The organism is Acidobacteriota bacterium, from assembly GCA_028874215.1.
Lineage (GTDB): Bacteria > Acidobacteriota > UBA6911 > RPQK01 > JAJDTT01 > JAJDTT01.
The window spans coordinates 52817-79059 of sequence record JAPPLF010000111.1 but is presented as its reverse complement, the minus strand read 5'-3'; the positions used below and the strand labels follow the sequence as shown (position 1 = coordinate 79059).

The window sequence follows — 26243 nt, the reverse complement described above, 5'->3', positions numbered from 1 at the left end:
TTACAACGCGCGAGCGCCCCCGACACTTCCAACCACCTGGTACTTCTGTGATGATATGGGCCGGCCGCCGGTGCCGGCCGCGAACTCGATTCCGGGCCTGACGGGAAAGGAACAGAACATGGACCGATCTGAAATGTTGGAAGAACTCAAGAACTTCGACACCCCCTCCATCACCAACGTCGTGGCCACTTACCCCGACCACCCCCTGTGCCTGGGGCTCTACAATCCCTGGACCACGAACTGGTACACCGACCAGTCGATCCGTTGCATGTACCCCGAACTGGGCCGGACCGTCGGTTACGCCATCACCTGCATCTATGGGCTCCCCGATCCCACCTACAATCACCTGACCTTCATCGATGTGCTGGAGGCTATGGAAGCGTCCGAGCAGCCAACGATCCTTGTATTCCAGCAGAATTTCCCGCCTGAGATCGCCGGCAAGGTCGGTCTGTCGGGAGGCAACATGACCTCCGCTCTCAAGGCCATCGGCTGCGTGGGGGCCATCTCCAACGGTCCGTCCCGTGACTTGGACGAGATCCGGCCCATGGAGTTTCAATACATGCTTAGTGGCGCCACTCCCGGCCACGGCCCCCAAGCCCTCCACGCCGTCAACGTCCCGGTGTCGGTGGCGGGCATGGACGTGTCTCCCGGCGAGATTATCCACATGGACGAGAACGGCGCCGTCAAGTTCCCGGCCGATAAGCTCGAGCCGGTGCTGAATAACGTGCGGGCTCTGCAGGAAGAAGAGGAGGCGCGTATGGCCCAGTTGCAGGCGGCGGGCAGCGCCGCCGAGATCCGGGCAATCTTCAACCGCCACGCCTACGGAAAGAAACAGGAAGACGGCGGCAAATGATGCCGAGACCGGGCCGAAGCAGCGAATGGGTCAGGCTCCATCGGCTCTCGAGCCTGGCGCTCCTGACAAGCGTTCTGCTGTTGAAATGCGGCGGTTCAGCTTCGGACGAAGACAAGGGGTTCGTGTCCATCTTCGACGGTGTCAGTCTCGAGGGGTGGCAGGCTACCGGTGGAGGGACGCTCCAAGACTGGTCCGTCCAAGAGGGGCGCCTGATCGGCAAGTGCCGGGGACGGACCTCTTACCTGCTTTGGAAGGACCGGGACCTGCGCGACTTCGAGCTCAAGTTGAGCTATCGGCTGCTGACCGAGGCCAACACCGGCATCGACATTCGGTCCCGGGTCGACGCGACCGGGAAGCGCTATTTCGAGAGCTATCACGCCGACTTGGGGCACGTGGGCATCGGCGAGAACATTTTGGGCTCCTGGGACTTCCATTTCGGTTCCCGCCCCGAGCCCGCCAATCCGCGCGGGACCCGGCTGGTCATCGGTGCCGACGAGACGCCCCGGCTGACCCGCATCGAAGATCCCCTGACAGTGGATGATGTGAATCGCCGCCCCGAATGGAACCGGGTCCACATCATCGCCCGGGGCAACCACGGCCGGTTTTTCATCAACGGCAAGCTCTCGTCCGAGTTCACCGACAACGCCGAATCCGGGCGTCTGGAGGAGGGAGGCATCGCCTTGCAGTTGCACGATCCGGGCATTCACGTAGAGTTTAAGGACATTCGTCTCAAGAGACTGTGACCGGGAGAGGCCGGGAGGGGAAGAGTATGAACAGAAGATATCTCATGGTGCAGGCCATCGCCCTGGGGAGCATTTTGGGCCTTGCCTGGTTTCTGACCGGGCCCGGTGGAACCATCTCCGGGAGCGCCGCGGCTCCGGACAAGGTCAACCTGGCCGTCGGATACCAGGTCGACCCGGAATGGCCTCGCAAACCGGCCGGTCTGGAGTGGGGACAGATGCCCGGTCTGGCCGTCGACGCCCGGGACCAGGTCTGGATCTTCCATCGGGGCAAGACTCCGGTCCAGGTTTTCCACCGGGACGGATCTCTGGTTCGGTCGTGGGACAACGCGAGCTTCAAGAGCGGCCACCATATGAAAATCGGTCCGGAGGGCAACGTCTGGCTCACGGATTCGGGAGCCCACACGGTCTACAAGTACTCGCCCGAGGGTGAGCGGCTCATGACGCTGGGGACTCCCGGCGAGCCGGGCGAGGACGACCGCCATTTCAACCGCCCCACCGATATGGCCATCACCCCCGCCGGCGACATTTTCGTCACCGACGGGTACGGCAACAGCCGGGTCGTTCACTTCGACGCCGAAGGACGTTTCGTCAAAACCTGGGGCAAGCTGGGAACCGCCCCGGGAGATTTCGACACGCCCCACGGCATCGTCGTCGACTCCAAGGGCCGCCTCTATGTTGCGGACCGCAGCAACGCCCGGGTCCAGGTCTTCGATCAGAGCGGCCGGTTTCTGGCCGAGTGGCGGAATCTCATGGTGCCCTGGGGGATCTGGGTCACCGAAACCGACGAGATCTACGTCTGCGGGTCCTCCCCCATGCGCTGGGGGAGCGGCGGCCGGCTGGGGGCGCCTCCCAAGGACCAGCTCCTCATGAAGCTCAACACGGAAGGACGGGTCCTGGAGCACTGGACCTTTCCCCTGGGTACGATTGGAGAATCGGATCCGGAGCCGGGTTCGTTGAACTGGGTCCATGCCGTCGCCGTCGATTCCCGGGGCGACGTCTACCTGTGCGACATCCAGGGCCAGCGGGTTCAGCGGATGGTGCGTCTGAATTAGGAGAGGCGACTTTCTTGTCGCCCACTGGAGGGGAGACTGTCAGTCCCTCCTTCTTTACCTGCGTCGCTGCGTGATTTGGCCGTTGGCAATTGTACGGTGGACTCCGTCCCCCCTGCCCCCTGGTCGGCGACAGGAATGTCGCCGCTCCTCCTACGCCGGACCCGCTTGCCGGATGCCGGCCGAGGTCCCCTGCTCGAAGGTCTTGAAGTTGGCCTTGAAGAGTGCGGCCAGCTCCCGGGCCTTGGTGCGGTAGGCGCCACGGTCCGACCAGGTTCGCTCCGGCACCATCAGCTCGCGGGGAACCCCCGGACATTCGGTGACCATGTCGAAGCCGAAGTGCCGGTCCCGCACTGCCGGCGCCTGGTCCAGACTGCCGTCGTGGATCCCGTCGATGATGGCGCGAGTATGGGGAAGAGAGAAACGGCTCCCGACGCCGTAGGGACCTCCCGACCAACCGGTGTTGACCAGCCAGACCCGGGCCTGGTGGCGCCGGATCCGCTCGCCCATGAGTTCGGCATACCGGCTGGGGTGCAACGCCAGAAACGCGGCTCCGAAACAGGCCGAGAAGGTGGCGCTGGGTTCGGTGACCCCGACCTCGGTCCCGGCCACCTTGGCCGTATAGCCGCTGATGAAGTGGTACATGGCCTGGTCCGGAGTCAGGCGGCTGACGGGGGGAAGCACGCCGAAAGCGTCACAGGTCAGGAAGATGACGTTTTGCGGATGTCCGACCTGGCACGGGATCACCGCGTTGGGAATGAACTCGATGGGATAGGCCGCGCGCGTGTTCTCGGTGATGGAACCGTCGTCGTAGTGGACCTGCCGGCGGTCCGTATCGTAGACCACGTTCTCCAGGACCGTGCCGTAGCGGATGGCCCGGTAAATCTCCGGTTCGTTCTCCTCGGTGAGGCCGATGCACTTGGCGTAACAGCCCCCCTCGATGTTGAAGACGCCCCGGTCGCTCCAGACGTGCTCGTCGTCGCCGACGAGCCGGCGGTTGGGGTCGGCCGACAGCGTCGTCTTGCCGGTTCCGGAGAGACCGAAGAAGAGGGCCACGTTGCCCAGTTCGGCGGAGGTGTTGGCGGAGCAATGCATGGAGAGTTGCCCCGCGTTGGGCATCAAATAGTGCATGACGGTGAAGACGCCCTTCTTCATCTCTCCGGCGTACTCGGTTCCCAGGATCACCATCTCCCGGCGTTCGAAGCTCAGATCGATGCTGGTCTTGGAGGTCATCTCCGCGGTGTGGCGATTGGCCGGAAAGTGGCCGGCGTTGTAGATCATGAAATCGGGTTCGCCGAAATCTTCCAACTCCTCCTCCGAGGGCCGGATCATCATGTTGTACATGAACAGGGCATGGTAGGCGCGAGTGCAGATGACCCGGATCTTGAGGCGGTAGCGGGGATCCCATCCGGCGTAACCGTCAGTGACGTATAGCCGCTCACGGGTGTTGAGGTAGTCGACGGCCCGCTCCAGGTTGATGAGGAAGTTGTTCTCCTGGAGCGGCACGTTGATGGAACCCCACCAGATCTGGTCTTTCGAATCGGGATGAACGGCGACCCGCTTGTCGCCCGGGCTGCGCCCCGTCTTGGCGCCCGAGGAGATGATCAAAGCCCCCGAATCGGCGATCGCGGAACCGCGATCGTATTTCAGGGCTTCCTCGTAGAGTTGCGCCGGTGCGATGTTGCGCAGGACTCTCCGGACTTGGATGTCGTGATCGCTCAGATCGACGTAGTGGTCCATTGGCGGTTTCATTGAGACTCCTCCCGGATTGGGCTGTTTCTCGCGGATCGCACATTCAAATCCAGAATACCGAAGAACCCCATCGTGCAGGAACAGTGCCTTGGGGAAATCGTTAGACTGACCGTATGCCCGAGTTGCCGCCTGGACCGCGAGCCCCGCGCTTCTTCCAGATGTTCCGATGGATCTTCCGCCCCGTTCCGCTTCTGCGGGCATGTGCCGAAACCTACGGCGACGCCTTCACCCTTCGCCTGGTCGGAACTCCGCCGGTAGTCTTTTTCAGCGATCCCGCAGCCATCAGGCAAATCTTTTCCGGCGACCCCGAACACCTGCGGGCCGGACAGGCCAACAGGGTGAGCTTGGAGCACATCCTGGGCCCCAACTCGATATTGCTGCTCGACGGCGCTCGGCACAAACGGGAACGCAAGTTGTTGATGCCGCCGTTCCACGGCGAACGAATGCGGTTGTACGGCGAACTGATGACCGGGATTACCGATCAATCGATCGAATCCTGGCCGCTGGAAAGGTCGTTCCCAGTTCATTCGCGTATGCAGCAAATCACCCTGGAAATCATTCTGCGCGCCGTTTTCGGAGTGGATGAGGGTCCACTGCTGTCGGACCTGCGCACGCGGCTGATCCGCTGGTTGAACTTCATCGCGGGGCCGCTCGAGACATGGATCGGTCTTACACAACACCGCTACATCCGGCGTCGCGACCCCCTGCTCCGTCGCATCGACCGGCTGCTGTATGACCAGATCGCCCGCTGCAAAAAGTCACAACGGAAGAAGCGGGCCGACATCCTGGCCATGCTGGTCGCCGCGCGCGACGAGCATGGCCGACCCATGAGCGACGAGGAAATCCGGGACGAAATCATCACCATGCTGGTGGCCGGGCACGAAACGACGGCCACGTCACTGGCGTGGGTGATCTACCGCTTGTTGCAGAACCCGCAGGTACTGGCCAAGGCCCGGGCCGAAGTGGATTCGGTGACCGGGGAGGGACGGCAGGCGTCCAGGCCAATTGGGGAGCAGGTCGCCGGACTCGGCTATCTGGACTCCGTCATCAAGGAGACGGCTCGCCTCAATCCGGTCTTGCCCATCGCCGCCCGCTATCTTGGAATGGACATGCGCATCGGAAACCATGAATTGCCGGCCGGCAGTATCGTGTTGCCGTGCATCTACCTCACCCACCGCCAACCCGAGTTGTGGCCGGAACCGGAGGCGTTCAACCCCGACCGGTTCCTGGGGCGCCGGGTCGATCCGTATACGTTTTTCCCGTTTGGCGGAGGCGTGCGCCATTGTCTCGGCGCGGCGTTCGCCAGCTATGAGATGAAGATCGTACTGGCTCGCGTGTTGTCGCGCGTGACCCTGCGATTGGACCCTCGCCACACGGTTCGGGTGGTGCGGCGGGGCATTACATTTGCGCCGTCCGGCGGCGTTCGGGTGATCCGAGCGGCGGACTGATCTGCCAGTCGCTTAAAGCCTAACGTGCCGGTACTTGTCGGGCCTGCCGCGTCTCCATACAATTTCCTTCGAAGTCAGATTCCCGGCCGGTCGCCGGCCTGAGAACAGGAGGTACGACCCACCATGATTCGGACCTGGACCCGCTGCCTGTGCCTGATTTGCCTCTTTTTGCTCTTTCCGGGCGGGGAACTCCGTGGGGAAGGGAAGATCCGCGTTCTCCTGGTCGACGGGCAGAACAATCACAACTGGGTGGAGACCAGCGAGTCGCTCCGCGGCGCCCTGGAACGCGCCGGCCTTTTCCAGGTGGTCACTTCCACGAGTCCAACCAAGGACGCCGGGCCCGCCGCTTGGAAGGAATGGCGGCCTGAGTTCGGAGCGTTCGACGTGGTCGTCAGCAACTACAACGGCCAGCCCTGGCCCAAGGCGGTGCAGGAAGCGTTGGAAGAGTACGTCGATTCCGGAGGGGGCCTGGCCATCGTCCACGCCGCCAACAACCCCTTTCCCGAATGGGACGAGTACAACCGCATGATCGGCCTGGGCTGGCGGGACCGGAACTTCGGCGACGCCATCGCCGTCGACGACGGCAGCGGCCGGCTCCTGCGTATCGCTCAGGGCGCCGGTATCGGCGCCGGACACGGCCGGCGGCATTCCTACCTGGTCCGGGTCCGAAAGCCGGAGCATCCCATCATGAAGGGAATTCCGGCCCGCTGGATGCACGCCACCGACGAGCTGTACCACGGCCAGCGGGGACCCGCCCTGGACATGACGGTGCTGGCGTCCGCCTATTCGGACCCGAGGCAGGCCGGGTCCGGCCAGCACGAGCCCCTGGTCTGGGTGATTCCCTACGGCAAGGGCCGGGTCGTCACCAATCTCATGGGGCATCACTGGCCCGGTCAGGAGCACCGGAACTCACTGCACTGCGTCGGCTTCCAGACGATTTTCACCCGCAGCGTCGAGTGGCTGGCCAGGGACCGAGTCACCCTTCCCGTGCCTGATCGGTTTCCCACCACGAAGGAGGTCGTGATGGTCGACCTGACGCCGGCGCCCGGGCCCGAAGTGCCGGCGGGACACCGGCTGTTGTACTACCAGACGATGGGGAGTAAAGAGGCGCTCCGGGACTTCGCCTTCTCCGATCCTGCGGCGTGGCGCTACTCCGGCGGGAGCCAGGACGAGCCGGCGCTGGAGCATTTTCAAAAGAGCCGGTACGAACCCCCGCACCGCTCCCCCCTGAACATCGCCCTGATCGGCGGTCAGCAGTTCGGCAGTTTCGTGGCGGACTTGCGGGTCCGGCAGACGGGACGGGAATACGGTCACCGCGATCTCTGCTTCTTTTTCGGTTTCCAGGACCCGGCCCACTTCTACTACGCCCACATCGCTTCCCGGACCGATGACCACGCCCACAACATCTTCCGGGTCAACGGCCGGGCAAGGGTGAAGGTCTCCACGACGACCACCGCCGGACACGACTGGGGCGAACGGGATTGGCATCAGGTCCGGATCCGGCGCGACCTGGAGAGCGGCTCCATTCAGGTGTTCGTCAATGACATGTCCAAGCCCATCATGAGCGCCCGGGACAAGACGTTCGCGCAAGGGTGGATCGGCGTGGGCTCGTTCGACGACACCGGAAAGGTTTCCCGGATTCGCATCTGGTCGCCGGAATTCGTGAGCAGGAATGTCGACTTTTTTTCCGGATCCAGCGACTGATTCGGAGGCGGCTTCACTCTTCCCAAGCGACGGACTCAAGAAACAAGGATGGACGAGTTGGTGCGCCATTTGGATCAGCACAGCTTCATGGACGCTGTCCTCGATGACCTTCGTGCCCTTCGCCTGATGCTCGAGCAGGGCAAGATCGAATCGTCCCCTCGGAGGGTCGGCATCGAGCAGGAACTCTTCCTGGTGGATGACTTGTGGCAGCCGGCGCCAGTGGGTCCTCAAATTCTGGAGAACAACCGGGATCCCCACGTCACCCCCGAGTTGGGGCGATTCAATCTGGAGATCAACGTCGATCCCCTGGAATTCCGGGGCGGGTGCCTGGAAGAGCTGGAGCGCCAACTCAACCAGTCGATCGAGGAGCTGGCCGCGCTGGCCCGAGCTCACGGGGCGCGGATCCTGCTGGCGGGCATCCTGCCCACCCTGACCCTGTCGCAACTCACGACTCGGAACATGAGTCCGCAACCGCGTTACCGCGCTCTCTCGGAGGCGATCACCAAGCTGCGCGGCGAGACTCATTCGCTGCGCATCCGGGGAATCGACGAATTGATGGTCAAGGTCAAGACCATCATGCTGGAGGCCTGCAACACCAGCTTCCAGGTGCACCTCCAAGTTCCTCCGGATCAGTTTCCGCGGTACTACAACATCGCCCAGTTGGCGACAGCCCCCGTGCTGGCGGCCGCCGTCAACTCCCCCCTCCTGTTGAGCAAGAGACTGTGGCAGGAAACCCGAATCGCTCTCTTCCAACTCTCCGTAGACACGCGGAGGCCTTCCGCCTATCCGCGGAGTTCAAGACCTCGCGTCGGTTTCGGAGACCGCTGGGTCCGGGACTCGGTATTGGACATCTTCCAGGAGGACGTGACCCGTTTCCGGGCCCTGATGAACATGGAGAGCACGGAGGACCCCTTCGAGGCGCTGTCCCACGACCGGCTTCCCCGGCTCAAGGCGCTCGGCACGTTCAACGGCACCGTCTACCGTTGGAATCGGCCCTGTTACGGAGTTCACGAGGGCCGCGCCCATTTGCGCATCGAGAATCGGGTCCTTCCATCCGGTCCCTCGGTGGTGGACGAGGTGGCCAATGCCGCTTTCTTCTGCGGGCTGGTCACCGGCCTGGCCCAGGAGCACGAGGACGTCACCACCCGGATCACCTTCGCGGAGGTCAAATCCAACTTCCAGTCGGCCGCGCGTTCAGGCCTGAACGCGCAGCTGGGCTGGCTGGATGGAGAATCCAGATCCGTTCCCGACCTGATTCGCGAGAGGCTCCTGCCCATGGCTCGGGAGGGTCTCCGGCACCGCGGAATCCGCGCCGGGGACATCAAGCGTTATCTGGACGTCATCGAGAAACGGGTGGAGAACGGGCAGACGGGAGCGAATTGGCTGCTGCGGTCGTACTCCGGGATGGGAGGCGACCGGCGCCGGGGAGAAAATCTCGTGGCTCTGACGGCGGCGACCTACCGGCGCCAGACGCGAGGGAAGCCCGTCCATTCGTGGCCTTTGGCCGAACCGGACGAGGGCGGCGACTGGCGGGCCCACTACAAGCGGATCGAGCAATACATGACCACGGAGGTATTCACCGTCCAGCCGGAGGATCCCATCGACCTGGCGGCCAACATCATGGACTGGGAGCGCGTGCGGCACATCCCGGTGGAAGATGAACGGAACCGGCTGGTCGGCCTGGTCTCCTATCGCGCCATCTTCAGTTTTTTCATTCGCCAGGGCGCCGGACAACGAAAGGTGGAGCCGGTCCGCCGGATCATGAAGCCGGATCCCATCACCGTGACTCCGGAGACGTTGACGGAGGAAGCCATCGCCATCATGCGGCGAGCGAAGATCGGGTGCCTGCCGGTGGTTCAGGACGATCGGCTGGTGGGCATCGTCACCTACCGGGACTTCCTGGAGATCGCCGGACACGTGCTGGAGCAGGAGTTGCGGGCCGGTGGCCACGGCCCGGATTGATCCGGACCGCCTCGGCTACCGGGGGGTGTTCGCCGAAGGGCTCCGTCCGGTCGTGCGTCCGAAGTTGTGGTGCAGCATGGCGGCGGCAATGAGTCCCACGGTCGCCAGCCCCGACAGCAGGAGAAAGGTGTGCTGATGCCCGCCGATGCCGGGTGTCGCGTCCAGCAGCCGGCCGGCGATCATGTTGTAGAAGATGTCCGGCGTAAAGCCCACCAGGGAGATCACTCCGATGGCCGTCCCGGTCACCGCGCCCGGAACTTGGGTCTGCTCCAACAGGGCGAAGTAGAGCCCGCGTAGAGCGTACACGGCGAAGACCGTCACGATCAGGTTCGCATACAGGATCACCACCAGTTCCGGACTCATCCCCAGGAAGGCCAGAACTCCCCAGCACGCGCCGAGAGAGGCGAACAGCACCGTGGTCGTCCAGGCGATCCCGAAACGGTCACCCACGATTCCGGCGAGGATGGCGCCGCCGGGACGGAGGTAGCCCGTCGTGGCGGCGAAGCCGGCGGCGTCGGTTTCGTTCATCCCCAGCACTTCGTAGTAGTAGAGGGAATAGTTGTCGAGTCCCTTGAAGCCGCAGTAGGCGCAGATCACGATGACGGCCTGCAGCCACACCGCGCGTATTCGCAGGACTTTCCGGACGTTGGACCAGGTCTGCCGCCGGCGTTTTCGGGCGGATGTGGGCGTCTCGGGTATGAGCCACCACACCGCGGCGGCCGCCGCCAGAGTCAAGACGGTGTAGAACAGGATGACCGACTGCAGAGCGGCCGCGCGTTCGGCCGGGTCGGCGAGCGTCGGATCGGCTCCGATCCGGAGGCTGAACAAGAGGACGCCGGCGCTGGCGAACAGGGCCGCGAGCAGTCCGCGGCCGCCGTCCAGGAGGCCGAACCCACGGCCTTGAGCCAGTTGTCCGCCCCATACCCGGGTCGTGCGGATCAGCGCGCACCAGAAGAGAAAAACGCTGGACACCCCCCAGAACGCATACAGGACGGACATTCCCAGAAAGCCCGGCAGGGTCATGAGATAGAAGCCGCCCGCGGCTGTGAACAGGAGAGAGGCGCACATCATCTTCCGGGCCGAAAAGCGATCGGCAAGAATCCCTCCCGGGAAGTACGAAAGCATGGCGGTGATGCCGTAGGGCGCGAATACGTCGCCCAGATCGGCGTTGGAAAAGTCGAAGACCTCAAGCACCGTCGGACGGAAAAACCGCATCAGGTGAAACGGCAGGCTGTAGATCATCTCCCCGGCAAACACCAGGGCGAACATGGTGAGAATGCGCGTGCGGGCCTCAGCCGAGATGGTAAATCGCATCACACCGGCGTCCGGGCGGGACACGGCTCCACGGAATCACCTGAAGGAGACGCTGTAGAGCCGGGCGTGACCCTTCAGCCGAAAGCGGAGCCGAAGCGGGTCTCCTCCCGTGGGGAGATTGAGCTGGTTGCCTCCATAGGGCCAGTAGACCGGGACCGCCAGGCCGTCGCCGGTCACGGCGTTGCTCCGGGTCACGATCCGGTCTCCCTGCAATAGTTCCACCTGAATCAGGCCCCGGCCTCGGTCGAGTCCAGTTGTATTCAGCTCCAACTCGAGAGGGGCCCCCGTGGGCTTCAGTGGAATCGTGGTCCAGGAGCCGGATCCGGATCCTTCCGCCACCGACAGGCTGACGAACCCGTCCCGCCGGATGGTGGCCAGGCCGGTATGCATGGGGGTTTGGATCCAATCGTGGAACCAACCGATGGTGGTCGCGCTGCCGGAGTAGTAGATCCAGGATTCGCCGTCGACTTCCAAGGGGACGTTCACGGGCGAAACCCAGCCGGCGTCCCAATCCCCCTCCGGGCCCAGTTCGATCACCGGCTGTCCGTCGAAGACATGGACGAAATTGAGTCCGTCCCGGCTGACGATGAGCTGTTGGGGCATCCGGTGATCGGGGCCCCAGAGGTCGAACATGCCGGGATACATGCCGGCGTCCAGCCAGACCGAGGTCAGGTGCTGCTCCGCCTCCAGGCCGGCCCGGGGGAACATGTTGGGGTTCCTGGGATCGCTGGTCCACTCCAGCAGGTCGGAGCTCCAGTAGACGCAGGTCATCCGGACCCAGCGGTAGGTCTCTCGCGCGCAATGGGAGTACACCTTCCATCGCCGCTCCGGATGCTTCTCCAGGGTGTCGTAGAAGAAGTTGCGCCGGTCGCCGAACGACATCCGGACGCGCCCTCCGTGGGTCCAGTGAATGCCGTCGGAAGAATAGAGGAGGGGATTGCCCCGCGTGGCCACGATGGCCTTGTAGCGGCGTTCCGGATTGGTCTCCCGGTCGTCCTTGATCACCATGGGCATGTAGGCGCTGTTGCCTTCCCCGCCCATGTCCATGATGTTGTTGGCCTTGGACCCCTTGTATTCCACCTGGTTCAGATTGGGTTTGACCCATTTCACCCCGTCCCGGCTCTCGGCGTAGCCGACGTAGTGAGGAGACCGCTGGTTGGCCGCGTAGTCCTGGGAGAGGCCCGAATACCACATCCGGAAGCGGCCCTCGTCGTAGAGGACTTCGCCGTAGGCGTGGGCCCGGAGATCGTCGAAGCTGCCCGGAGGTCCGGTTCTCAGCACCGGATTGGCCGGATGCTTCTTCATGGGATGGAGGCTCTCGGCCACGTTATCGGCGGCGCCCACCTCCAACATGTCCAGGAAGAGCACCTTGCGGTCCGGTTCCACTTTGAGATCCGGGACCGCCATGCGATCGAAGAAGATCCCCCCACCGGTGGCGTCGGTGGCGGCCAGGGTCATGCCCAGGCTCCCGGAGCCCGGCGACATCTGCTTCTGGACCGTGTGAAAGTCGCTCAGGGCGGGTCCCGCGGACAACTCGTTGGTATGAATGTTGGTGGCCTCTTTGTGAAGCAGCGGGTCCCCGGCCAGGGTCCGGCTTTCGTAAGGAGCGCTGAACCGGGTTCCCAGCCAACGCGAATAAAAGGTGTGGCCGCGCGTCGAATTGGACCAGAAGACCCAGGCAACGCCGTGTTCGTCGCGGGCCAGTTGGGGACGGTGGAACTTGTCCCGGCCGTAGTGCAACGGCTTCCGGGTCCAGTCCCGGCCGTCGAAATAGCAATAGAGAATGATGTGCTCCGACTTCTCGAAGACCACCAGCGCCCGTTCGCCCCACCCGACCACGCTGTAGTTGACGAAGCCGGTCCCGCTCCAGGGGCCGTGAGGCAGGATTTGGGTCAGGTCCCGGTCCTCGGCGAACGATCTGGCCAGATCGGGGATCTGGAGATAGTAGAGGAGCCAGGAGTCGTCCCGGGAGAACGCCATGTGGAGAGTGCCGCCGGGGTCCAGGTCCATCACCGGGGCGCGGAAGGCTCCCGGAAGGGTCAGGACCTTGCGGGTCCAACCCCGGTCCGACGGGGTGGCCATCCAGATCTCGTCCGACTCCTTGCGTCCGTTGTGGCGGTCGTACGCGACTCCGCCGTCCTGCAGGCGCGAGTGGCCGTCCCCGGCCGGCGACGCCTGGCTGTAGGCAATCCAGAGCCGCCCCGATTCGTCGATGGCCAGGTCCCCCATTCGAGGTTCCTTCGCCGCGTCGTCGACCCGCCGGGCCGGCGCCCAGTTGCCGCCGTCCTGGATCTTGCCGGGCGCGCCGGCTCCCGAGACGTCGCACCGGCTGTACCAGATGGCGTCCGGACCGGTGCCCTGCCAGATCAAGTGCAGCACGTCGTCTCCGTCGAGGACGAAGCTCACCGCGCTGGCCTCGCCTCCAGCGCCTGTGATCCGATTCTGCGGGGACCCTCCCGCCAGCGGTACGGGCGAGTGAAAATCGCCGGCAAACTCGGGGTCACCGCTCTTGGAGACGGCCAGATAGATGGTCCTGCCGCCCGAGGACTTGCCGTCGTAGGCGGCGAACCAGAGCCCCGCCTGGTTCCGCCCGATCTGCCGTCCGTTGGAGTGAGGGAAGGGAACGGCGCCTCCGCTGCCCCCGACTTTCAGGGTCACCACCGCCGGCAGGGAATCCGCCAGCAGAAGCATTGAAAACACAGAGGCGAGCAACCAGGTCCGGCCGGCCGGTTTTGCCGTATTGCGTTTCCCGTGCCCGGTTGCAGGATGATGGGAATCGGTAAGCACCATCGTTGGGCTCTCCTGAAGAGTATTGATCTGACGCTCGGTGCCGGAAGGATCGTACCAGAGACCGTTCGGGGACGGGATTCGGTTGCCCCAAACCTCAGTGAGTGAAGGAGATACCTTTTGGGTCCGTCCACAGCAGGCCGGCCGCCGGCTTTTCCTCCGTCCGGGACTTGGGTTATATTTCCGGGAGTTTCCATGAGTCGGCCTCTGCTTTCCCTATTCCTGTCGTTGGTTCTGGTCTTCCAGGGAATGGCGCCGCTGGAAGCGGCGGCGCGGGCCAAAACCGGCGACGGCGACGCCTTTCGGGATTCGGTCCTGCCCTTCTTGAACCAAAACTGCGTCGGTTGTCACAACCGCCAAATGAAGACGGGCGGATTAGAGTTGGACGCCTTTCCCGAGTCCGGTACGGGTCCGCAGAAGCCGGCCCTCTGGAAGCAGGTTCGGGAGAAGCTGGTCCGCGGAGAGATGCCGCCTCCCGGCCAGGACCGGCCCGAGCCCAAGGCCGTCGAGGCGGTGCTGGCGTGGATTCGAAGCCTTGTCGGGGACTCGGCCGATGCTCCCGGTAATCGACGGCCCGACCCGGGGCGCGTCACGGCCCGGCGCCTGAACCGGGCGGAATACGACAACACCATCCGCGATCTGTTGGGCGTCGATCTGAAACCCGCGGCCGACTTTCCGGCGGACGACTCGGGTTACGGCTTCGACAACATCGGAGACGTCCTCTCGCTGCCTCCCATCCTGATGGAGAAGTACATGGCGGCGGCGGAGCGGATCGCCGAAGCGGCCATCGTGGCCCGGCCGCCGGTGGAGGCGACCCTGGTGAAATACCTGGCGCCCCGGGAGGCGGAGATGGAGGGATTCTTCCCGGCCGGGGACTACCGGATCGATCACGAATTTCCGGCCGCAGGCGAATACGAGCTCCGGGTCCGGGTCGTGGACCGCCGCTACCGGCCCAAGAAGGATGAGCCGCCTCCGCCCATGCCGGCGAACGGCATCATGGCGGTCTCCTTCGACGGCAACCGGATGAAGACCTTCGAAGTGGAACCGAACGTCTACGAGCGGGGGACCTTCGACGTCACCCTGGACGCCGGCGCGCGAAAGCTGGAACTGTACGCCCACTTCCTGTCCGACGGCATGGAGAACATCCCCGAGCCCGTGGACCGGGACAACTCCTACAAGGGAGAGCGGAAACTTTTCGTGGACAATTTCCTGCTCCTGGGCCCCCTGAAGGCGCGGCCGCTTCCCGTGACCGAGAGCCACCGCAGGCTCATGACCTGCGGCGACGCGGACGGCGGGTTCCAGCCCGATTGCGCCCGCCGGATCTTGGAACGATTGCTGCGCCGGGCCTACCGGCGACCGTTGCGGGAGGGCGAAGTCGATTCGGTCCTGCGGCTGGTGGAGATGGCCTGCAAGGAGGGCGATTCCTTCGCCGAGGCGATGCGGGTGGCGGTTCGGGCAGTCCTGGTCTCCCCCCACTTCCTGTTCCGGATCGAGCGGGACCCCGATCCCACCGATCCTGATCTGGCCCACGAGATCGACTCCCACGAACTGGCGGCCCGGCTCTCCTATTTCCTCTGGAGCAGCATGCCCGACGACGAGCTGTTCCGCCTGGCCGACAGCTCGGAACTGGCCGACGCGGCGGTCCTGGAGGCTCAGGTGCGCCGCATGCTGGCCGATCCCAAGGCTCGGGCGCTGGCTGAAAATTTCGCCGGGCAATGGCTGGAGCTCCGCAACCTCGACGAGGTCCGTCCCGACCCGGACCTTTTCCCCGACTTCGATGCCCCCTTGCGCGCCTCCATGAGGCGGGAGACGGAACTCTTCTTCGAAACGGTCCTGAACGAGAACCTGAGCATTCTCGAGTTCCTGGATGCCAGGTTCAGCTTTCTCAACCAGCGCCTGGCGCGCCACTACGGGGTCGAAGGCATCGCGGGCGACCACTTCCGGCGGGTCGAGCTCGACGGCCTCCAACGTGCCGGGGTCCTGACCCAGGCGAGCATTCTCACGCTCTCTTCCTACCCCACCCGAACCTCGCCGGTGCTCCGCGGGAAGTGGCTGCTGGAGAACATCCTGGGGACGCCGCCGCCCGACCCTCCTCCCGGGATTCCCGAGCTGGAGGCGGAGAAGGTGGGATTCGAGGCAACGTTGCGGGAACAGTTGGAGCAGCACCGCTCCAACCCCGGATGCGCCTCCTGCCACATCAAGATGGACGCCCTGGGGTTCGGACTGGAAAACTACGACCCGGTGGGCGCCTGGCGAACCCGCCAGGGGAAGTTTCCCATCGACTCGGCCGGAACGCTCCCGGGGGGACGGTCCTTCACCAACCCGTCGGAGCTTCGCGCTATTCTGTTGGAGGACCGGAAGGACTTCGCTCGCTGTCTGACCGAGAAGATGCTAACCTACGCCCTAGGACGGGGACTGGAAGAGTACGACCGGCCCGCCGTCGACAAGATCCTCCTGGGGTTGGAGCAGGACTACTACCGATTGTCCCGTCTGGTGTTGGAAATCGCCAACAGCATGCCGTTCCGGATGAGGCGGGGAGAGGAAGAAAGATGATCACCGGGAAACATTTGCACCGAAGGACCTTTCTGCGCGGATTGGGAACCGCCGTCGCGCTGCCCATGCTAGACGCCATGGCGCCGGCGTTCGCCAGCCGGGGCAGTGATCTGGTGGCTGCCCCCTGCCGTCTCAGCTTCGCCTACGTGCCCAACGGCATCATCATGGATGGCTGGACGCCGGCGGCCGAGGGGGCCCGGTTCGAGATTCCGGAGATCCTGAAACCTCTGGCCTCGACCCGCCAGGACTGGATGCTGCTCTCGGGCCTGACTCAGAACAACGGCCGGGCCTTGGGCGACGGACCCGGCGACCATGCCCGGGCGGCGGCCTCGTACCTCACGGGAGTCCATCCCAAGAAGACCAAGGGTGCGGACATCAAGAACGGCATCTCGGTGGACCAGGTGGCGGCTCAAGCCATCGGTGACCGGACCCGGTTCCCCTCTCTGGAACTGGGAGTCGAACACGGCCGCATGGCCGGGAACTGCGACAGCGGCTACAGTTGCGCCTACAGCAACAGCATCGCCTGGCGCGGCGAGACCAGCCCCCTGCCTCCCGAGGTGAACCCGCGGCTGGTCTTCGAACGGCTCTTTGGCGCCGCGGACCGGAACACGGATCCCGCCTACCAGGCCAAGCAGCGCCGCTACCGCAGGAGCATCCTGGATTTCGTGCGGGAAGACACCCAGCAGTTGAAGAGCCACCTGGGGCCCACGGATCGGAGAAAGCTGGACGAGTACCTGCACGCCGTCCGTGAGATCGAGAAGAGAATCGAGCGGGCCGAGAACGAGGTTCAGGTGGCCCCGCCCAGTCTGGACCGGCCGGCGGGGATCCCCATCGACTATGCCGAGCACGTCCGGTTGATGTACGACCTGCAGGTGCTGGCCTTCCAGACCGACATGACCCGCATCATCACGTTCATGTACGGCATGGAGGGAAGCAATCGAACCTACCGGGAAATCGGAGTCACCGGCGCCCACCACGGCTTGACCCACCACCAGGGGAATGAGGACAAGATCCGGGACATCACCAGGATCAACCAGTATCACATCGAGCAGTTCGCCTACTTCGTGGACCGGCTCCGCTCCACGCCGGACGGCGACGGCTCACTGCTGGACCACTCCATCATCGTCTACGGAAGCGGCCTGTCCGACGGCAACGCGCACACGCATAACGATCTGCCGGTGCTGGTGGCCGGGCACGGGAACGGCAAGCTGCATCCGGGCCGGCACCTTCGTTACGCCGACGAGACTCCCATGACCAACCTCTACCTCTCCATACTGGACCGGGTCGGACTCCAACCCGAGTCTCTGGGGGACAGCAATGGAAGGTTGGGGGAGCTGACCGAACTCTGACGCGTCAGACTCGCCGATCCGGAGTCAGTTGTCCGGATTGATCCGGACGCCCCACTTCTGCAAAGCGGTCAGCTGCTGGTCTTTGGCGGAGTCGCTGAGAGGGTTCCCCTTCAGGTAAAGGCGCAGGAACGGGGCGAAGCTCTTCTCGCCTTCGGCATCTTCCCGAACCATCTCCACCAAGGGGCCGAGGTCGGCGATCTTGTTGTCCTCCAGGAAGAGCATGCTCAATTCCTTCAGGCCCTTGAGCGGCGAGACGTCGCTGATGCCGCACCCGCGCAGATCCAAGGTGGAGACCCAGCGCAAACCGCCCAGGACACCCATGTTCCGGAGGGGATTTCCACCCAGATAGAGGGACCACACCTTCTGGAGATCCTTCAGGGACGTGATGTCGGCAATCTGGTTGCCGGCCAGGTAGAGGGCGTTGAGGTTGACCAGCTTGGCCAGGGGCGCCACGTCGGAGATCTGGTTCTGTGACAAGCCCAGATATTGAAGCTTGGTGAGTTCGGCCAGCGGGGAGAGGTCGGTGATCCGGTTGCCGGAGAGATCCAGGGACTGCAGGTTCTCCAGCGCCTTGACGGGACCGATGTCGATGATCTGGTTGTCGGAGAGGTCGACCTCGCCCAGATTGATGCAGAATTCGAGGCCGGTGAGATCCTTGATCTCCTTGCCCTTGGCTTTCAGGACGTAGACCTTGGTCGCGTCCTCCTTGCTCAGAGGCTCCTCGGTGTTCCGCTTCTCGAACACCTGGGTCCGGACCGCCGCCTCCAGGTTCTTGTCCGGAAATACGCTCTCCTGCGCCGCAGTGGGCGCCAGAGCCGAAAGGCCCACCAGCAGCGCAGCACTCAGGCTGACGAAAAAGTGACGTCCCATCGCCAAAGACCTCCTTTCAGGCCGAGTCCACCGAGTCTCACGGGGACGGCCCAACTGCGGGGGATTGTAGCAGACCTTCAGGAGGGCTTCGTCGCCAGTTTCGACACCGGCCGGTCTCATGCCGGAATCAGCGTCGAATCCGTTCCTTCAACGGCTGGGCCGCGTCTGGTATAAGAAATCCCCTCCGGAGGCGCTCTTGGCTGGAAAGAAGATCACACTCGTCGACGATCGGGACTGGCCTCAGGCGGGGTTCGGTTTCGAACTCCCCATTCGCCGGAAGTCGTGCGCCCTGGGCGTGATCGACGTTCAGCACTACGCTTTGGACAGCGAAGGCGATCTGGCTCACACCGTACGAGCCGGAGGCAGTCCGGTCTTCCGGGATTTCTCGATTCAAGCGGAGCGGATGGTGGCCAACATTCGGAGGCTGCTCGCCGTCTTCAGGGAACTCGGCCGGCCGGTGGTCTACACGCGCCACGGCGCCTTTCTACCGGGCGGCCCCGATCTCATCGTCCGGCGGCGGGGACGCGAGGAGGTGGCGCACTCTGCGGGAGACGGATCGTCGGGACATATGGCGGTCCGCGGCGACTCGGGACATGAGATCCTGGACGAAGTGGCGCCCCGCCGGGGAGAGCTGGTGCTGGACAAGAACACCAGCAGCGCCTTCCACAGCTCTCCCATGGATCTGCTCCTGCGCAACATGAAGGTCCAGACGCTGGTCCTGACCGGCCTGGCGACGGACCAGTGCGTTCTGGCCACGGCCATCGACGCCGCGGACCGGGGATTCCACGTCATCATGGCCGCCGACGCCTGCGCCGGATTCGACGCCGGCAGCGCCGAGGCGGTGCAGATCCTCTTCGGCCGGGTCTGGGGCTACGTCATGCAGACGGAGGACATCATCCACTGGCTGCGAACCGGAGAGAAGCCGACCCGCACCCGCTTGCCGGCGTGACCAAACCATCCTTCCCGTGTACGTCTTCCGTGCGGATCACCCTTCGAGGGGACAGTGGATTCTCCAACGGCAAGTGGTTGTCGGTATTCGTCTCCAAGGGGGTCCGGGTGGTATTCTCCAACTCACATGGGATGTGTTGGGGCGCACCCTGATCACACCATTCTTCTGTCGTGCCGGTCGACGGGGGAGTCTTCTTGATCCATCTCCTGCTACGTCCCGGTTTGAGCCCAGTTGTTGCCTGGTGGCTGTTTTTCGTCCTGTCGTCGGCGCAAACGGGTGGCCCACTGTCAGAGGATGTTCGCGGGCCGGCGGACGACCCGATCGCCCGACCGGCGCAGCAGCCGGGGGAGACGGTTCTGTATTTCCCGGATTACGTGGACGGGGGCGGATGGTCGGTACAGGTGGTCCTCAGCAACGTCGACCCGGACGCCGCAGCCGAAGTCCGGATTGAAGTCTACGACCCGAACGGCCAGGCAGTGCGGGATCTGTTCGGCTCGGAATTGACGTTTGAGATCCCGTCCCTGGGCAGTCGGGTCTGGAAGAGTGCCGGCTCAGGGGCCATTCGGCGGGGTTGGATCCAAGTCGGGACCGATTCCCCCTCAGTGAGTGGACTGTTGACCTACCGGGACGCCCGATCGGGGGTCGAAGTCGGCGTGAAACCCGTCGAGTTGGGATCTCAATTCGCGCTGTTCGTGGAGGACTCGCCGAGTGTCGGCGCCGGAGTCGCCGTTTTCAAGCCTGACGACTCGTCCCGCCTCGAGCTTCGCATCCGGGACGAGGCGGGGAACGACCCGTTGGAGGGAGGGTTCGTTTCCAGGGGAGATTTCCACCAGGTCGCGAACACGCTTCCGGAATGGTTCACAGTGCAAGGAGACGATCCGGGATTCCTGGGGGACTTTCGGGGTCTCCTGTTCCTGGAGACCGAAGAGGAATCTCCCTTCGCCCCGGTGGGGCTGCGGTTCGGGAAACGGACCTCGTCGCTCTCGGCGGTGCCGGCAATCCGGACCCAACGTGAAGAACCTCAGGAAACGGATCTGCTCTTCCCCGACTACGTGGATGGAGAGGGATGGTCGGTGCAGTTGGCCCTCAGCAACTTCGACCCGGACGCCGAGGCCGAAGCCCGGGTGGAAGTCTACGACGCGGCTGGCTCGCCGGTCGCGGATCTGTTCGATTCTGATTTGACGCTGGAAATCCCCTCACTGGGCAGTCGAGTCTTGAGAAGCGCCGGCTCCGGGGCGATCCGGCGGGGTTGGATCCAAGTCCGGACCGATGCGGCTGCCGTCAGTGGACTGTTGACCTACCGGGACGCCCGATCAGGGATCGAAGTCGGTGTCGAGCCCGTCGGGTTGGGGAAGGAATTCGCGCTGTTCGTGGAGGAATCGGGGACCCTGGGGGCGGGACTGGCCCTCTTCAAACCGGAGGCGGGGTCCGGGATCGAGTTGAGATTTCGCGACGAGGAGGGGAACGATCCGTTGGACGGAGTGTACGTCCCATGGAGAGATTTTCATCAATCGGCGCAGACGCTCCCGGAATGGCTCGACGTCCCCGGAGTGGATGCGGAATCTCTGGCCGATTTTCGCGGCCTCCTGTTTCTGAGAACCGGGGATGAATCCGGGTTCGCCCCGCTGGGCTTGCGGTTCGGGAAGAGAACCTCGTCGCTCTCGGCAGTGCCGGCGATCCGAATCCTGGACGGGAGCGGGATCGACGGCGGGAATGCTCCCCCGCCGACGGTGACGATCTCGGCCTCTCCCACATCGATCGATCGGGGCGGGAGCACGACGTTGACGTGGTCTTCCACGAGTGGGGAGAGCGCGGAGATCACCCCGGACGTCGGCGAGGTGCCGACTTCGGGCACGCTGAAGGTGACGCCGAACGCCACGACGACCTACCGCATCATGGTGACGGGAGCGGACGGACAGACGGCCTCGGCGTCGGTCACGGTGACGGTGGCCGTTTCCGAGCGGGCGGCGCTGGGAGCGCTGTTCGATGCGCTGGGCGGATCGGGTTGGACACGAAGCGACAACTGGGGGACCGGCGCCCCGCTGGCGGATTGGTACGGGGTCGAGGTCGATAGCCGGGGGCGGGTGATCGAACTGCGGATGGTTGTCTCGACGGTCGATGAAGACGGAAGATCTCAAACAACAGGGATCGGATTGACCGGAAAGATCCCGCCGGAACTGGGCGCGCTCTCCCAGTTGAGAGTCCTGGATCTCAGGAGCAACCAACTGACGGGGCCGATCCCGCCGGAGTTGGGCCAGCTGTCCAATCTGAAGTGGCTGTACCTCTTTGGGAACCAGTTGACCGGGCCGATCCCGCCGGAGTTGGGCCAGCTGTCCAATCTGACGAGGCTGTTCCTCTTTGAGAACCAGTTGACCGGGCCGATCCCGCCGGAGCTGGGCCACCTGTCCAATCTGACGAGCCTGTACCTTGGTAACAACCAATTGACCGGGCCGATCCCGCCGGAATTGGGTCGCCTGTCCAATCTGATGTGGCTGAACCTTAATGACAACCAGTTGACCGGGCCGATCCCGCCGGAATTGAGCGGCCTGTCCAATCTGAGGGAGCTGTACCTATTTAATAACCGGTTGACGGGATCGCTCCCGGCGGAATTGGGCGGCCTGTCCAATCTGACGAGGATGTACCTTCGGAACAACCAGTTGACAGGGCCGATTCCGCCTAGCTTTCTGAATCTGGAACTCGACTATTTTGATTTTCTCGACAATGCAAATACGGGTATCTGCGCCCCCGGCACGACCGGTTTCGTCAGATGGCTGCGGGGGATGGAACAATACAATGGATCGTACTGCAATGAGTCCGACGTGGCCGTGCTCAAATTTCTGTACCGCGCCACCGGCGGTGCGGAGTGGACGAACTCGGGAGGCTGGCTCGGGGACGGCGCGGCGAGCGAATGGCACGGGGTCAGCACCGACTCCCTGGGATGGGTAACGGGACTCGACCTGAGTCGCAACGGACTTTCCGGTCAGGTCCCGGGACGCTTGGGAGAATTGGAGCATCTCACCGGCTTGCGGATCGACGGCAATCCACTCTCCGGACGGTTGCCGCTTTCCCTGGCGCGCCTTTCGCTGCGGGAGTTCCGCTACGGGGACACCGAACTGTGCGCACCGGTGGACGAGTCGTTCCAGGTCTGGCTGAACGCCATTCCGTCACACGACGGCACAGGCCGGAAGTGCATGCCGCTGACGGACCGGGAAATCCTGGCGGCGCTCTACGACGCGACCGGTGGGCCGAACTGGATGCAAAGCAATAACTGGCTGACGGACAGTCCCTTGGGGGAATGGTTTGGTGTCGTTGTCGATGGACAAGGGCGCGTAGTGGGGCTGGACCTCACCAGGAATCAACTGACGGGACGGGTCCCGGCGGAGTTGGGCAGCCTCTCCAATCTGACGGACCTGGACCTTTCTGGGAACCGACTGGCGGGACCGGTTCCGCCGGAGTTGGGCGGCCTGTCCGATCTGACGGAGGTGTCCCTCTCCGGGAACCAGTTGACGGGACCGGTTCCACCAGAGTTGGGCGGCCTGTCCAATCTGACCGACATGTCCCTCTCCGGGAACCAGTTGACGGGACCGGTTCCACCGGAGTTGGGCGGCCTGTCCAATCTGACGAGGTTGTCCCTCAGTCTGAACCGGTTGACGGGGCCGATCCCGCCGGAGTTGGGTCGCCTGTCCAATCTGACAAGGCTTTACCTCAGCAATAACCGGTTGACGGGACCGGTCCCGACGGAACTCGGACGCCTCTCCCGGCTGGGGATACTGGAACTCGACGGGAACCGGCTGACGGGACCGATCCCGCGAGAACTGGGCGCACTCTCCAAGTTGTCGATCCTGCGCCTCAATGACAATCAGTTGACGGGGCCGATCCCGCCGCAATGGGGCGGGATGGAAAAACTGTTCATTCTGTCCCTGACCAGGAACACCGGGTTGTCCGGAGCACTCCCGGACCGCCTGACGGAACTCGATGATCTTCGGGAGCTACAGGCCGGAGGGACAGGTCTTTGTGTCCCTTCCGGCGACAGATTTCAACACTGGCTGGATCGGATATGGAAATGGCGGATCAGACCCTGCTTTCTCCACAGCCTGCCGAGGGCGATTCTGACCCAGGCCGTCCAGTCACGGGAGTTTCCGGTTCCACTCGTTGCCGGCGAAGAGGCCCTGCTGCGGGTGTTCCTGACGGCGTCTGACGGGTACGAACGGCTGCCTCCGGTCCGGGCCCGATTCTACGTCCGAGGCCGGGAGAGACACGTTGCGGACATCCCGGGGACCTCCACTCCGGTTCCGGCGGAAGTCGACGAGGGATCGCTCTTGTCCTCGGCCCACGGCGAAGTTCCGGGAGAGATCGTGCAGCCGGGCCTGGAGATGGTCATCGAGATCGACCCTGAGAGAACTCTGGGATCCGGGGCGGGTCTGACGAAGCGGATTCCGGAGACCGGCCGGTCGGCGGTCGACGTGCGGGCGATGCCCACTTTCGATCTCACGCTGATTCCGTTTCTCTGGCGCCCGGCTCAGGACAGGTCGATCTTGGAGATGGTGGAAGGCATGGCCGCAGACCCCGAGGGCCACGAAATGCTCTGGGACACGCGCGTGCTGCTGCCGATCGGCGAACTCGACGTGAAGGCCCACGAACCGGTGCTGAGTTCCAGCAACAACACCTTTTCGTTGATGATTCAGTCCCAAGCGATCCGGGCCATGGAGGGCGCTGGCGGCTACTACTTGGGGCTGATGTCAGGGCCGGTGACGGGTCCGTCCGGAATAGCTGATTCGAGCGGAAAGGTCAGTGTCGCGATACCTCAAGGAGCTACGATGGCGCACGAACTCGGGCACAACCTGCGTCTTTCCCACGCGCCGTGCGGGGGTGCCGGCAACCCGGACCGTTCGTTTCCAAAAACCGATGGGTCCATCGGCGCCTGGGGGTACGATTTCCGTGAAGGGGGCCGACTGGTGCCGCCAACTCAACCCGATCTGATGTCCTACTGCAGCTCCCGTTGGATCAGCGATTACCATTTCACGAACGCCCTCCGGCGCCAGTTGTTCACCTCCCCCAGCCGTGGCCGGTCGTCCCTGGTCGCCGCCCCGGGGATGTCCCTCCTCTTGTGGGGTGGCGTAGATGCCGGAGGCGCACCGTTCCTGGAACCGGCGTTCGTGGTCCGGGCCCCGGCCTTGCTGCCACGCTCGACCGGGGAGTACGAGATCATCGGACAGACCACTGACGGGGACGAGTTGTTCTCGCTCCAGTTCCGAATGCCGGAAGTAGCCGACGGAGACGGCAGTTCCTCCTTTGCCTTCGTCCTGCCCGTGCACCCCGGATGGGCCCATCGATTGGCCGGCATCACCCTGTCCGGACCCGGTGGCTCAGTCACGTTGGATCCGGACACCGACCGGCCGGTCACCCTTCTGCGCAATCCGGGGAACGGCCAGATTCGGGCCATCCTGCGCGGTGCGGAGGCCGCCCCCTCAAACCTGGACGCGACCGTGTCGGCGCTTTCGTTGGAACCGGGGTTGGAGAGGTGGACCAGCCGCGGAATCCCGGATCCGGAAGACTGGACACAATAGCTGACCACCCACTCTCCGCTTTGGTGCGCGTGCCGCCCGGGAGGGGCGAGATTCGGTCGATTCTGTCTCCGGTGAGGTATTGCAGAACGTCCAGATTGTGGATGCCGTGGTAGATGAGCTTCCCGCCTCCCGCCTTGGCCTTGGAAGTCACCCACGAGCCGTGGAATTCGGGGCGGGACAGCCGGGCCTGGGGTTACGTGATGCAGACCGGGGACATCGTCCGCTGGCTGCGAACGGGCGAGAAACGGGCCCGCACCCGCTTGCCGGCGTCGTCTCCAGATTCTTGTGATCGTGTCCGTAGTTCCAAATCTGAAGCTGTGCTTATCGTTGCATCGCCGGTTCGGATTCAGGGGGACCACCAACTACCCAAACGACCTCGTTCGTCAGCACCCTGGCGAATCGGTCTCCACGGTGAATTAGCAGGGTCCATTCCTCGACGGTATAGACCAGAAGGTCGGCGGGGACCGGCAAACGTTCGTAGGGCCAGTCGCTTGCCCGTTCCAGATATGAAGCCTCGCTGTGCTCCACGATTGCGATGAGATCGATGTCGCTTCCGAACCCTGCCTCGTTCCGTGCGTAGGACCCGAAGTAGCCAAGGGCGGCAAGACCAGGCCGGACTTCGGTCTGGGCGTTGGCCCATGCCTCTACTGAACGCAGAACGGTATCAGCCGCCGGCCAGCGTTTTATGGACGAAGTCGAGGAGGTTACGGGCATGGGAAACTGCTTGTGAGCTTTGGAGTGATCCGTAGTGTTCGAAGGCCGGGCCTTCCACGTGTCCGTTCGGATACCGGGCCGGGACGTAGTAGTTGTCCAGGATCCGTGCCTGGTCGATCAAGTCGGCGGGCGGCGCAGGAGAAAGTTGGCTCAACAGTCTCGAGATGACGTGACCCCAGGCTTCCTGGTCCTGGGCCAAGTGGAGCGCCTTGACCGCTTTCTCACCCGCTTGGTGTGCCGCAAAGCACGCCCAGTCGTGTCGACCGTCCCGTTGCGAGGCAACGGCCTGCTCAAAATCGTGTTCCGACTGTGCGAGCCAGTCTCTCCATCGTTGAGTCATGCTCGGCTCCGGTGAGGACTCTCCGGCCAAAGCCGCGGAATCCTCCATCGGCTGGCCTGATTTCCACATTGTAACGCGGGACTTCCTGCTATGCGATTTGGTACGCGGCAAGTGTACAGTGGGGACTCCGTCCCCCCTAACCCCCCCTTTTCGGCGACAAGAAAGTCGCCGCTTGTCTGTTTAAATAAGTCCGCCCGGGCCGCGCATGAGCGGCCCCGGCGGGGGTGGTTGGGCCCTGTAGCCCCGGACCCGTTGATACGGTTGTGGAGTAAGGTCGGCCACCCGGTTT

General features: G+C 63.9%; 16 protein-coding genes. 10 read left to right on the top strand and 6 right to left on the bottom strand.

The genetic code is table 11. From position 1 onward, the window contains the following. Window positions 1–118: 118 nt before the first annotated feature. From OXT71_22785 to OXT71_22775, 3 genes are read left to right on the top strand one after another with little or no spacing between them, the layout of a single operon-like run. Entirely contained in the window at window positions 119–853 is a 735-nt protein-coding gene (locus tag OXT71_22785) for an RraA family protein (protein MDE2929225.1), read from the top strand. Further along, window positions 850–1596, top strand: coding sequence for a DUF1080 domain-containing protein (locus tag OXT71_22780; GenBank protein MDE2929224.1), 747 nt, complete (start codon window positions 850–852; stop codon window positions 1594–1596). Before OXT71_22785 ends, OXT71_22780 begins: the two co-directional genes overlap by 4 nt. Window positions 1597–1622: 26 nt before the next feature. Next, window positions 1623–2648: a peptidyl-alpha-hydroxyglycine alpha-amidating lyase family protein gene (locus OXT71_22775; protein MDE2929223.1), complete on the top strand. Its 1026-nt coding sequence runs from the start codon at window positions 1623–1625 to the stop codon at window positions 2646–2648. A 150-nt stretch (window positions 2649–2798) separates the two neighbouring features. On the opposite strand, the gene pckA is transcribed toward OXT71_22775, so the two are convergent. Continuing rightward, window positions 2799–4385: a phosphoenolpyruvate carboxykinase (ATP) gene (gene pckA, locus OXT71_22770; GenBank protein ID MDE2929222.1), complete on the bottom strand. Its 1587-nt coding sequence runs from the start codon at window positions 4383–4385 to the stop codon at window positions 2799–2801. Window positions 4386–4510: 125 nt separating this feature from the next. Here pckA and OXT71_22765 point away from each other — a divergent pair, with 125 nt between their 5' ends. The 3 genes from OXT71_22765 to OXT71_22755 all read left to right on the top strand — a co-directional run bounded on the left by OXT71_22765 (window position 4511) and on the right by OXT71_22755 (window position 9511). Beyond that, entirely contained in the window at window positions 4511–5845 is a 1335-nt protein-coding gene (locus OXT71_22765; protein ID MDE2929221.1) for a cytochrome P450, read from the top strand. Between the two features lie 123 nt (window positions 5846–5968). Then, window positions 5969–7549 (top strand): ThuA domain-containing protein, encoded by a 1581-nt coding sequence (locus OXT71_22760; protein MDE2929220.1) that lies wholly within the window; start codon window positions 5969–5971, stop codon window positions 7547–7549. A 48-nt stretch (window positions 7550–7597) separates the two neighbouring features. Further along, window positions 7598–9511 carry a glutamate-cysteine ligase family protein gene (locus OXT71_22755; protein MDE2929219.1) on the top strand — a complete coding sequence of 638 codons (1914 nt, stop codon included), beginning with the start codon at window positions 7598–7600 and terminating at the stop codon, window positions 9509–9511. 15 nt (window positions 9512–9526) lie between these two features. Here the strand turns inward: OXT71_22755 and OXT71_22750 are convergent, their stop codons facing one another. Further along, window positions 9527–10825 (bottom strand): MFS transporter, encoded by a 1299-nt coding sequence (locus OXT71_22750; protein ID MDE2929218.1) that lies wholly within the window; start codon window positions 10823–10825, stop codon window positions 9527–9529. A gap of 36 nt (window positions 10826–10861) precedes the next feature. Then, window positions 10862–13615, bottom strand: a complete 2754-nt coding sequence (locus tag OXT71_22745; GenBank protein MDE2929217.1) for a hypothetical protein — start codon at window positions 13613–13615, stop codon at window positions 10862–10864. A 192-nt stretch (window positions 13616–13807) separates the two neighbouring features. Here OXT71_22745 and OXT71_22740 point away from each other — a divergent pair, with 192 nt between their 5' ends. Further along, a complete protein-coding gene (locus OXT71_22740; protein MDE2929216.1) occupies window positions 13808–16165 on the top strand; it encodes a DUF1592 domain-containing protein in 2358 nt (785 codons plus the stop codon). Beyond that, window positions 16162–17514, top strand: coding sequence for a DUF1552 domain-containing protein (locus tag OXT71_22735; protein MDE2929215.1), 1353 nt, complete (start codon window positions 16162–16164; stop codon window positions 17512–17514). Before OXT71_22740 ends, OXT71_22735 begins: the two co-directional genes overlap by 4 nt. Window positions 17515–17538: 24 nt before the next feature. On the opposite strand, the gene OXT71_22730 is transcribed toward OXT71_22735, so the two are convergent. Then, window positions 17539–18384: a leucine-rich repeat domain-containing protein gene (locus OXT71_22730; GenBank protein ID MDE2929214.1), complete on the bottom strand. Its 846-nt coding sequence runs from the start codon at window positions 18382–18384 to the stop codon at window positions 17539–17541. Between the two features lie 196 nt (window positions 18385–18580). On the opposite strand from OXT71_22730, the gene OXT71_22725 reads away from it, so the two are divergent. Both OXT71_22725 and OXT71_22720 read left to right on the top strand, forming a co-directional pair. Further along, a complete protein-coding gene (locus tag OXT71_22725; protein MDE2929213.1) occupies window positions 18581–19333 on the top strand; it encodes a cysteine hydrolase in 753 nt (250 codons plus the stop codon). A gap of 194 nt (window positions 19334–19527) precedes the next feature. Beyond that, on the top strand, window positions 19528–24900 hold the full coding sequence (locus OXT71_22720) for a M66 family metalloprotease (GenBank protein MDE2929212.1): 5373 nt from the start codon (window positions 19528–19530) through the stop codon (window positions 24898–24900). 321 nt (window positions 24901–25221) lie between these two features. On the opposite strand, the gene OXT71_22715 is transcribed toward OXT71_22720, so the two are convergent. After that, a complete protein-coding gene (locus OXT71_22715) occupies window positions 25222–25614 on the bottom strand; it encodes a nucleotidyltransferase domain-containing protein (protein MDE2929211.1) in 393 nt (130 codons plus the stop codon). Then, entirely contained in the window at window positions 25565–25954 is a 390-nt protein-coding gene (locus tag OXT71_22710) for a HEPN domain-containing protein (GenBank protein MDE2929210.1), read from the bottom strand. Before OXT71_22710 ends, OXT71_22715 begins: the two co-directional genes overlap by 50 nt. Between the last annotated feature and the right edge of the window lie 289 nt (window positions 25955–26243).

Bases quoted from the DNA above. Each gene is read 5' to 3' on its own strand.
- OXT71_22785 (MDE2929225.1), top strand. From the start codon at position 119: ATGGACCGATCTGAAATGTTGGAAGAACTCAAGAACTTCGACACCCCC.
- OXT71_22780 (MDE2929224.1), top strand. From the start codon at position 850: ATGATGCCGAGACCGGGCCGAAGCAGCGAATGGGTCAGGCTCCATCGG.
- OXT71_22775 (MDE2929223.1), top strand. From the start codon at position 1,623: ATGAACAGAAGATATCTCATGGTGCAGGCCATCGCCCTGGGGAGCATT.
- pckA (MDE2929222.1), bottom strand. From the start codon at position 4,385: ATGGACCACTACGTCGATCTGAGCGATCACGACATCCAAGTCCGGAGA.
- OXT71_22765 (MDE2929221.1), top strand. From the start codon at position 4,511: ATGCCCGAGTTGCCGCCTGGACCGCGAGCCCCGCGCTTCTTCCAGATG.
- OXT71_22760 (MDE2929220.1), top strand. From the start codon at position 5,969: ATGATTCGGACCTGGACCCGCTGCCTGTGCCTGATTTGCCTCTTTTTG.
- OXT71_22755 (MDE2929219.1), top strand. From the start codon at position 7,598: ATGGACGAGTTGGTGCGCCATTTGGATCAGCACAGCTTCATGGACGCT.
- OXT71_22750 (MDE2929218.1), bottom strand. From the start codon at position 10,825: ATGCGATTTACCATCTCGGCTGAGGCCCGCACGCGCATTCTCACCATG.
- OXT71_22745 (MDE2929217.1), bottom strand. From the start codon at position 13,615: ATGGTGCTTACCGATTCCCATCATCCTGCAACCGGGCACGGGAAACGC.
- OXT71_22740 (MDE2929216.1), top strand. From the start codon at position 13,808: ATGAGTCGGCCTCTGCTTTCCCTATTCCTGTCGTTGGTTCTGGTCTTC.
- OXT71_22735 (MDE2929215.1), top strand. From the start codon at position 16,162: ATGATCACCGGGAAACATTTGCACCGAAGGACCTTTCTGCGCGGATTG.
- OXT71_22730 (MDE2929214.1), bottom strand. From the start codon at position 18,384: ATGGGACGTCACTTTTTCGTCAGCCTGAGTGCTGCGCTGCTGGTGGGC.
- OXT71_22715 (MDE2929211.1), bottom strand. From the start codon at position 25,614: ATGCCCGTAACCTCCTCGACTTCGTCCATAAAACGCTGGCCGGCGGCT.
- OXT71_22710 (MDE2929210.1), bottom strand. From the start codon at position 25,954: ATGACTCAACGATGGAGAGACTGGCTCGCACAGTCGGAACACGATTTT.